Consider the following 7,583-nt stretch of genomic DNA (forward strand, 5'->3'; position numbering starts at 1 on the left):
CCGGGCGGCGTGATGGATCCGGGCGAGACGGACGCCGAGGCGGCGGGCCGGCGCGAGCTGCAGGAAGAGACCGGCTATACCGCCCGCGAGATGATCCCCGTCGGCAGCTGTTTCCCGAACCCGGCCATACAGAACAACCGCATCCACTATTACCTCGCCACCGGATGCGCGAAGACACATGAGCAATCACTCGACCCGAACGAGGAGATCGAGGTGCTGGAAATGCCCTATGCCGAGTTCCTGGCTTACGAAAACCTCGACGCCCAGCACGGCCTTCACGCGGCGGCATTGTTTTACACCGAACGCTATTTCGGCAAGCATCCGGACAAGCGCCCCTAGAGCCGCCCCCACAAGAGGAGACCGCCATGCCCGCCCTGCAACCCAGTCCCGACCAAATCGCCGCCTTCCTGACCGCCGACATGAGCGAGCCTGTCTGTATGGTGAACCTGCTCAAGTTCCGCGAACGGGCAGATTACGCGGCCGGATCACCGGAGGCGGCAGAGGGCCTCAGCGGACAGACGGCCTATGCGCGCTATGGAGCCGGCGTCTCAAAAGTGTTCCAGAAGATTGGCGCAAAGCCGGTCTATTTCGCGCCGGTCCAGCGGTTCATGATCGGGACTGGCGACTGGGACGCCGTTGCGCTGGCCTGGTATCCGTCCCGGAAAGTCTTTCTCGAAATGCCGCAGCGGGAAGACTACCAGCTGATTCACTATCACCGAGAGGCCGGGCTGCTGCACCAGGACCTTATCGAAACAACGCCGGGAGCGATTTGATCCATGCCTGCCTTCCAACCCACTGCCGACCAGTTCCGCACCTTTCGCGACGACCCCTATGACGGGCCGCTGGCGCAGGTGAACCTGCTGAAATTCCGGGTGAAGGCAGAATATGCCGAGGGCGACCCGGAGCATGGCGAAAAGCTCAGCGGCGAGGCGGCCTACCAGCGCTATTCGGAAGCCTTCTCGGCGGTGGCGGCAGAGTTCGGCGGCTCGACCATGTTGCTGGGTTCGACGGAGCGCTACTTCATTGGCGGCGGCGACTGGGACGGGGTGCTGGTCAATCACTTCCCGACACGGCAGGCCTTCATCGCCATGCTGAACCACAAGGACTACAAAGCGATGTCGCGCCACCGCGATGCGGGCCTGCTGTGCCAGGAACTTATCGTGACGCGGCCAAGCTGGGCCAACGGGAAAAAGGTCTGACCCTCCATGACTGACAAGACGTCTGCCATCAGCCGCTTGCTGCATCATCGCAGCCAGGGCCTGTCCAAGGGCGATCCGGTGTCGCTGCCGATCCATGCGACGTCTGTGTTCCATCTCCCGGGCGAACCGGACGGCAGTCATTTCTATGCCCGCAACGGCAACCCGACGATCGAGGGGGTGGAGACCGAGATCGGCATCCTGGAAGACGCGGACGTGGTCTGCTTCCCGTCGGGCATGGCGGCGATCGCTTCGGTTTTCTATTCGGTGCTGCGGCCCGGCGACACGGTTCTGGTGCCGTCGGACGGCTATTACAATGTGCGCAACCTGCTGGCCGTCCAGTTCGAGCCGATGGGCGTAACCATACGCACCTGCCCGACCGCGGACATGGCCGAGGCCGACATGGCGGGTTGCAGGCTGGTCCTGATCGAGTCGCCATCCAACCCGGGCCTTGCCGTGTGCGACATTGCAGTAGTCGCCCAACACGCGAAAGCGGCGGGCGCGCTGGTGATGGCCGACAATACGACCGCGACGCCGCTATGCCAGCAACCGCTGGACCTTGGCGCCGATTTCAGCGTGCTGTCGGACACCAAGGCCATGGCCGGCCATTCGGACGTCTTGTGCGGCCATGTGGCGACGCGGGACGCCAAATTGTTCGACGGCGTGAAGACATGGCGGCGGCTGGCGGGCGCGATTGTCGGGCCGTTCGACGCCTATTTGCTGCACCGGGGACTGGAGACGCTGGAGGTGCGCCTTGGCCGCATGAATGCCAATGCGCTGGCCGTGGCCGAAGCCGTACAAGGACATAAGGCGGTTCTGGGTGTGAACTATCCGGGATTGGGCAATGACCCATTTCATCAGGTCGCACGGGGGCAAATGAGTGGTTTTGGGCCGATTGTGAGCTTCACGCTCGCCAGCCAGGCGAATGCGGAGGCATTCATTTCCGCCTGCCCCCTGCTCTCTCCGGCAACGAGTTTCGGCGGCGTGCATTCGAGCGCGGAGCGCCGGGCGCGGTGGGGCGATGCGGTTCCGGAGGGATTCGTGCGGTTCGCCGCAGGTATCGAGCCGACGCGCGACCTTGTGGCCGCCGTGACACAGGCACTCGACACTCTGTCCTGAGACGGAGCGGTCGTCGTGACATATCCCGGAATCTGGTATAGTTCTTGCTGATTATGGGCGGGACCCACGCCATGAAACGACTTAGTATTGTACTCTTCTTTGCCCTGGCCGGGGGATTGGCCTGGGGCTGGTTCAAGCTGAACCAGCCTGCAGAGCCTATGGAGATGTCGGAACCGCTGCGCATCGAGCAGGGCGTGGTGATCGGCGGCATCGATCACGACAACCCGAACATCCAGGTTTTCAATGGCCTTCCCTACGCGACAGCCCGGCGCTGGACGGCGCCCGATGCTGCCCCCCAATGGGGCGCGATTCCGCGCGATGCCCGCAAGTTTGGCGCCGAATGCCTGCAGCCGCGCGCCAGTCTTGGCAGCTTCGTCAATGACATCGTGGAAGGCGTCGGCCTGCCCTGGTGGAAACGCTTCCTGGCCGAGAAATATCTCGCCGCCCAGGCCAGCCCACCAGAATCCGAAACCTGCCTGTTCCTGAACGTCCGCACCGCGAATCTCGGCGGCGACACGCCTGTGCCTGTGATGGTGTGGATTCATGGCGGATCACACCAGGCGGGCGCGGGTTCGACCAGCATCTACCAGTCGAACGGCCTCGTCGAAAAAGGCGTCGTCCTGGTGACGATCAATTACCGGCTTGGCCCGCTTGGCTATCTCGCCCACCCGGCGCTGACGGAAACCGATGGCACATCCGGCAATTACGGCCTGCTCGACCAGATGGCGGCGCTGAGCTGGGTCCGGCGCAACATTGCCAGCTTTGGCGGTGACCCGCACAATATCACCGTGTTCGGCGAGAGCGCCGGCGCGCAATCGGTCAGTGAGCTGATGGCCTCGCCGCTTTCGGTGGGCCTGTTCGACAAGGTTATCCTCCAGAGCGGATCAAGCAGCTATAATGCCCTGCACCTCAAAAAATCGCCGCTGGTGAACGTGCGCAGCGCCGAGGATGTCGGCACCGAATTCCTGTCGACACTCGTGCCGCCCGCCGCCGTTGCGGCTGATTTGCGGGCCATTCCCGCTGCGGCCATCATCTCGCGCGCCGAAGCGCGCAGCGATCTGACCGGCTATTTCCTGCCGAACGTGGACGGCAAGGTGTTGCCGGAAATGATCGGCAAGGCGATCCGCGACGGTAACGTTCCCCACCTGCCCATGCTGGCCGGATACAATGCCGACGAGGGCTCGCTGTTCTATAATGACATCCGGTCTCCGACGGTCCTGTCGAAGCAGATCACCGGCACGCTGGAGGACCGTGAGGAGGCGCTTGCGGACGTGTTTGGCAGCAATCCGGCAAAAGCCCTGCAGTCACTGTATGGGATGGAGAGCCTGGAGACCTGGGACCGGGGCGCGGTCGACATGCTGGGTGATGACATGTTCGGCGTCCACATGCGCTTCATCGGCAAGCAGAATGCCGATGCCGGACAGCCGACCTGGATGTATATGTTCTCGCGCACATGGCCATCCAAGCACCAGACCATCGGTGCCTATCATTCGGCGGAGATCCCGTTCGTGTTCAACAGCCACTCGCCCCTGCTGGCGGTGTCGCATTCCGATGAAAAACTGACCGACATCATGACAAGCTACTGGACCAATTTCGCCCGGACGGGAAACCCGAACGCGGGCGGCATTCCGGAATGGCCGAAATACACGTCCGAGACCGATACCTGGAACGAGCTGCACTATCCGGTGGATCCGCACCGTGAGCTGCGCGCACGCAAGCTGGACATCCTGGAAGAGAACCTGATTGCGCGAATCGAGGCGGTCACCGAGATCGTCGCGCCGCGTGACATGGCGCTGAACCTGGACCCGGCCGTGCTGTCAGGCGACGAGGAGGCTGTTGCAGATAGCAACTAGGCCTTCGAGGTCGGTCTCGTCGAATGCGTCGAGATCGACGGAATCCACGTCCAGAACGGCCACCAGCTCACCGTCGGCATCAAATACCGGCACGACCACTTCCGAATTCGAGGCCGAATCGCAGGCGATATGGCCCGGGAATGCGTGCACATCCGACACGAGGATCGGTTCGCCCGTGGCCGCAGCATGACCGCAAACGCCCTTGCCGAAGGGGATACGCAGGCAGCCGAGCGTGCCCTGATAGGGACCGACGACGAGTTCGCGGGGTTTCAGCGGGTCAACGACATAGAATCCGGTCCAGAAAAAACGCGGAGCCATGGCCTGGGCGAGGATACAGGCGGCGGTCGCATAGCGTGCCGTGACGGAGGTTTCGCCGCTCACGACGCTGTCGATTTCCGCCTTCAATTCCCGATAGTGCTCGGCCTTGTCCATTTCACGCCTCATCTCTGCCTTGGACCGGATATATCGGGTGGACCGGGCTTCAGGGCAATAGGCCGTTGAAGCGGCACGCAACCTCTGGAATAGTCGCGTAATTCCGCGAGCTATGGGGCGCCTGCGGCAGGAGGGATACGTTTTGCGCTTGGCGGTTCGGATGGGAACTCTGTTCGCGCTCGCCTGTGCGTCTCTCGCACACCCGTGCCTTGCGCAGATCCATTTAGATGAAGCGATGCCGACCGCAACGGCGAATGATTTTGACTTGGGCGCTGACGATTACGATGATGTCGTGGCCAATGAGCCGTTCGACAGTGATATCCACAGCCCGCAGACTGATATCGACGCGGTCGACGCCGCGCATGCGGCCTATCTGAAAAAAACCGAACTGCAATTGAAGCGCCCGGAATACGACGCGCCGGACGCAGACTTCAAACCGCCGAAGCCGCCACCGCGCTGGTTGAAAGCGATCTTCGACTTCCTCGGCAATCTTGGCCCGCTATTCCAGTTCATCTTCTGGGCGGCCATCTTTGTCGTCGTAGCAGGCGTTCTCTACTTCCTGTTCGGCGAAGCGATCCGCGTGCGCTTTGGCAAATCCGGCAAGGGCAAGGTCGACAATCCCGACGATGTGCTGGTCGACCTGCGTCCCGATTCACATGTGGCGCAGTCGCTGCTGGACGAGGCCGATGCGCTGGCCCGGGCGGGCAAGTTTGCCGAAGCGGTCCACCTCCTGCTGTTCCGCTCGATCGACGATATCCAGCAACGGCTGGAAGGCGGCGTGCCGCGTTCGCTGACGGCGCGGGAAATCGGCGGGCTGGGCAACCTGCCCGACCGGGCGAAACGTGGCCTCGGCCCCATCATTTCCATCGTCGAACACAGTTTCTTCGGCGGACGTGATGTGGATGCAGCTGGCTGGAAGACGGCGCGTGACTCCTATGAGCAGTTTGCCTTCGGCGAGGCCTGGGCATGAGCGACAGTCCAGGCAACTCGCCGTTCACGGCGCGAACGATGGCGGTATTGCTGACCATCGCAATTGTATCCTTCGGCGCGGTGATGGTGCTGGCCGGATGGGCACCGGAACTGCGTGACCGTAATCATGCAGGTGACCATCCGTTTTCGACCTCGGCGCTTGGATTCAACGGCATCGTGCAATTGCTGGAGGATCAGGATTATCCGGTCGAGGTGTCGCGCCTGGAGCACCGGCTTGAACGCCGCGACTGGGGCCTGATGGTCGTCACCTTGTCGCCCTGGGGCATGAGCGGCAAGCTGCAGGACGTTACGCTGCAACCGACAACGCTGATCGTGCTACCGAAATGGACCGGCCAAACCGACCCGTTCAATGCCAGGCGCCAGCGCGACACGCGCTTCATGGCGGCGCGCCGGCTAAACGACATGTTGGCCGAACTGGATATCGATGGCGAGATCGGCCGGATCGACGTGCCTGCATGGACCGACACGCCGTTCGGCGACATGGCGCTGAAGCCGGACCTCAATATGCAGGTCATCCAATCGAAGTCACTGGCACCTATCGTCTCCACGGATGACGGCATCCTCCTCGGCAAGCTGGACGGCGGAGATATCTATATTCTCGCCGACCCGGACATGCTGAACACGTTCGGCCTGGCCGAGCGGGAGAATGCGCGCTTTGCCGTGCAGTTGATGGACTGGCTGCGCTATGATGAAGCCGAGCCGATCATTTTCGACGCGACGCTGCACGGCTTTGTCCGTTCGGAAAACCTGTTGCAGATGATGTTCGACATTCCCTTTGTCGGCGCGACGCTGGCCGCTTTCGCGGCGGCTTTCCTGCTCGGCTGGGCAGCGCTGGTCCGGTTCGGCCCGACGGCGCGGGAGACGCGGGTGATCGCACTGGGCAAGCAGGCGCTGGTCGACAATTCGGCGGGCCTGTTCACGATGGCGCGGCGGGAAACACATCTGGCGCCGGGCTACCTGACCATGATGCGGCGGCGGGTGGCGCGCGAAATCGCGGCGCCGAAGACCATGACCGAGACACAATTATCTGCCCTGTTCGACCGGCTGGGGCCGGAAGAGCAATCGGGCAAGACATTCTCGCAAATCGAACGCGGCCTTCGCACGGCATCTGCCAGTCGCGAAGAGCTGATGACCAAGGCCCGCGAACTGTATCGCTGGCGACGCGACATTCTCAGGAGAAGCACGCATGAACGTAAGTGACATCAAGGCGCTGGCAGGGAGCATCCGCAGCGAAGTGCGCAAGGCGGTGATCGGCCAGGACACGACGGTCGACATATTGCTGACGGCGCTGTTTTCGTCCGGGCACGTCTTGCTGGAAGGCCCGCCGGGGACGGCGAAGACGCTGCTGGCGCAATGCGTCGCGAAATCGATCTCGCTTGATTTCGGGCGCATCCAGTTCACGCCCGACCTGATGCCGGGCGACGTGCTGGGCACCAACCTGTTCAATTTCCAGACCAATGAATTCAGCCTGACCAAGGGGCCGATCTTCACCGACCTGTTGCTGGCCGACGAGATCAACCGGACGCCGCCGAAGACCCAGGCCGCCCTGCTGGAAGCGATGCAGGAACGCAAGGTGACGATTGATGGGGAATCGTATCCGCTGAACCCGCGCTTCACCGTGATCGCGACGCAGAACCCGATCGAGCAGCAGGGCACCTATCCCCTGCCCGAGGCGCAGCTGGACCGGTTCCTGTTCAAGCATACGCTGGACTATCCAAGCCGCGAGGAAGAGTTCGCCATCGTTGCCCAGCATGGCACGCGGACGGGCATGAACACGCCGGCCTCGTTCGGGATCGGATCGGTGATCAGCGCGGCGGACCTCGACACGGCCGTCGAAACCGTGTCGCAGATCAAGCTGAAGGATGACATCATCTCCTATATTGTCGACCTGATCCGGGCGACGCGGGATTCTGCCGATGTCGAGACCGGGGCCTCGCCCCGCGCCGGTGCCATGCTGGCCGTTGCCGCCCGGGCTCGCGCCGCCTTGGACGGT

At 62.7% G+C, this 7,583-nt stretch carries 9 protein-coding genes; 8 read left to right on the plus strand and 1 reads right to left on the minus strand.

Annotation, left to right across the window (positions count from 1 at the left end; genetic code table 11):
* From AADA04_RS06180 to AADA04_RS06200, 5 genes are all read left to right on the plus strand, one after another.
* The coding region (locus AADA04_RS06180) for an NUDIX hydrolase (protein ID WP_340692376.1) at positions 1–339 on the plus strand (339 nt) is incomplete at its 5' end.
* Between the two features lie 26 nt (positions 340–365).
* A complete protein-coding gene (locus tag AADA04_RS06185) occupies positions 366–773 on the plus strand; it encodes a hypothetical protein (protein ID WP_340692377.1) in 408 nt (135 codons plus the stop codon).
* A 3-nt stretch (positions 774–776) separates the two neighbouring features.
* Positions 777–1,199, plus strand: a complete 423-nt coding sequence (locus AADA04_RS06190) for a DUF1330 domain-containing protein (RefSeq protein ID WP_340692378.1) — start codon at positions 777–779, stop codon at positions 1,197–1,199.
* 6 nt (positions 1,200–1,205) lie between these two features.
* Positions 1,206–2,315, plus strand: a complete 1,110-nt coding sequence (locus tag AADA04_RS06195) for a cystathionine gamma-lyase (RefSeq protein ID WP_340692379.1) — start codon at positions 1,206–1,208, stop codon at positions 2,313–2,315.
* 71 nt (positions 2,316–2,386) lie between these two features.
* Entirely contained in the window at positions 2,387–4,168 is a 1,782-nt protein-coding gene (locus tag AADA04_RS06200) for a carboxylesterase family protein (protein WP_340692380.1), read from the plus strand.
* Here AADA04_RS06200 and AADA04_RS06205 read toward each other — a convergent pair.
* Complete coding sequence (locus AADA04_RS06205) at positions 4,133–4,600, minus strand: GAF domain-containing protein (protein WP_340692381.1); 468 nt, start codon at positions 4,598–4,600, stop codon at positions 4,133–4,135. The two genes, AADA04_RS06200 and AADA04_RS06205, sit on opposite strands and share 36 nt — an antisense overlap.
* Positions 4,601–4,835: 235 nt before the next feature.
* Here AADA04_RS06205 and AADA04_RS06210 point away from each other — a divergent pair, with 235 nt between their 5' ends.
* The 3 genes from AADA04_RS06210 to AADA04_RS06220 all read left to right on the plus strand — a co-directional run.
* Positions 4,836–5,570: a hypothetical protein gene (locus AADA04_RS06210; RefSeq protein WP_340692382.1), complete on the plus strand. Its 735-nt coding sequence runs from the start codon at positions 4,836–4,838 to the stop codon at positions 5,568–5,570.
* Positions 5,567–6,790, plus strand: coding sequence for a hypothetical protein (locus tag AADA04_RS06215; RefSeq protein WP_340692383.1), 1,224 nt, complete (start codon positions 5,567–5,569; stop codon positions 6,788–6,790). Before AADA04_RS06210 ends, AADA04_RS06215 begins: the two co-directional genes overlap by 4 nt.
* On the plus strand, positions 6,777–7,583 hold an 807-nt coding region (locus AADA04_RS06220), incomplete at its 3' end, for an AAA family ATPase (RefSeq protein WP_340692384.1). The genes AADA04_RS06215 and AADA04_RS06220, both read left to right, overlap by 14 nt.

This window comes from Hyphomonas sp. (assembly GCF_037969335.1).
Taxonomy (GTDB): domain Bacteria; phylum Pseudomonadota; class Alphaproteobacteria; order Caulobacterales; family Hyphomonadaceae; genus Hyphomonas.

What these genes read in the sequence shown, in the direction of transcription:
- AADA04_RS06185 (WP_340692377.1), top strand. Translation starts at nt 366, where the DNA reads ATGCCCGCCCTGCAACCCAGTCCCGACCAAATCGCCGCCTTCCTGACC.
- AADA04_RS06190 (WP_340692378.1), top strand. Translation starts at nt 777, where the DNA reads ATGCCTGCCTTCCAACCCACTGCCGACCAGTTCCGCACCTTTCGCGAC.
- AADA04_RS06195 (WP_340692379.1), top strand. Translation starts at nt 1,206, where the DNA reads ATGACTGACAAGACGTCTGCCATCAGCCGCTTGCTGCATCATCGCAGC.
- AADA04_RS06200 (WP_340692380.1), top strand. Translation starts at nt 2,387, where the DNA reads ATGAAACGACTTAGTATTGTACTCTTCTTTGCCCTGGCCGGGGGATTG.
- AADA04_RS06205 (WP_340692381.1), bottom strand. Translation starts at nt 4,600, where the DNA reads ATGGACAAGGCCGAGCACTATCGGGAATTGAAGGCGGAAATCGACAGC.
- AADA04_RS06210 (WP_340692382.1), top strand. Translation starts at nt 4,836, where the DNA reads ATGCCGACCGCAACGGCGAATGATTTTGACTTGGGCGCTGACGATTAC.
- AADA04_RS06215 (WP_340692383.1), top strand. Translation starts at nt 5,567, where the DNA reads ATGAGCGACAGTCCAGGCAACTCGCCGTTCACGGCGCGAACGATGGCG.